The organism is Roseobacter insulae (genome assembly GCF_019375555.1).
GTDB classification, from domain to species: Bacteria; Pseudomonadota; Alphaproteobacteria; order Rhodobacterales; family Rhodobacteraceae; genus Roseobacter; species Roseobacter insulae.
Window position 1 is genome coordinate 1 of sequence record NZ_JAHXDN010000013.1, and the last position, 1204, is coordinate 1204.

Sequence of the window (1204 nt, forward strand, 5' to 3'; positions counted from 1 at the left end):
TGACCTGCTCCCCGATGAGTCCGCTAATTTAGGTTAGCTCTGTTCAGGTTTTGGTCTTCCTTTGACCGGTTAGCATATTCGTGTGGCGTCAGACCAGCGAGGCTGGAATGAGGCCGGTTATGATTGTAGTCGGCGCGCCATGCCGCGATCCTGCGGCAGGCATGGCGCAAAGACGGGAACAGGTGTTCGGTGAGACACTCCTCGCGCATCCGTCCATTGAAGCTTTCGACCAGACCGTTCTGCATGGGCTTACCTGGCGCGATGTAATGCCAACTGACCTTTCGATCTTCCTGCCACTTAAGCATCGCATTGCTTGTGAGTTCCGACCCGTTGTCCGAGACCACCAGGCAGGGATAGCCGCGCAGTTCAGCGATGCGATCCAGTTCTCGGGCAACACGCGCACCGCCAATGAATGTGTCCACGACGGCGGCCAAGCACTCTCGGCTGAAGTCATCGATGACGTTCAGCACGCGGAACCGACGCGCGTCTTCCAGCGCACCAGACATGAAGTCGAGCGACCATCTCTGGTTCGGTCCTTGCGGTATCGCCATGGGGGTCCTGGTGCCTACTGCGCGCTTGCGACCGCCCCGTTTGCGAACGGTTAACCCTTCTTCGCGGAGAGCCGGTAGAGCTTCTTCCAGTTCACCTCCCAGCCTTCGCGCTTCAGCAGGATGTGCAGACGGCGATATCCGAACCGTCGTCGCTCGGACGCCAATTCCTTCATTCTTGCCCGCAATTCCGTGTCGGCAGGGCGCTTCGACCTGCGCCGATACACACGCGGATCGATCCCAGCCAACGCACAAGCGCGCCTCTGATTGTAGCCTTTGGTCGTCATCGCCCAGTCCACAGCATTCCTCCTTGAACCGGGCCTTAGAAGTTTTTTCCGAGCATCTCTTTCAGCGTCGCCACATCCATCATCTGCTCGGCCAGCATCTTCTTCAGCTTTGCGTTCTCAGATTCCAACGTCTTCAAACGCCGCGCGTCGGACACTTCCATACCGCCATACTTCGACCGCCACTTGTAAAACGTCGCATCGCTGATCCCATGCTTGCGACACAGCTCCTTCGCACCGAGCCCCGCTTGATGCTCCTTCAAGATGCCAATGATCTGTTCTTCGCTGAAACGGCTTCTCTTCATCGTCTGTCTCCTCTGTTGGAGAACAGGCTACCCATAAATGAAGGACTTTTCAGGGGAGCAGGTCAGA

The 1204-nt window shown here is 57.4% G+C and carries 1 pseudogene; it reads right to left on the reverse strand.

Annotated features, from left to right (window positions below):
• Positions 1-23: 23 nt before the first annotated feature.
• Positions 24-1137, reverse strand: a pseudogene (locus tag KX928_RS23885) (IS3 family transposase).
• Positions 1138-1204 lie beyond the last annotated feature (67 nt).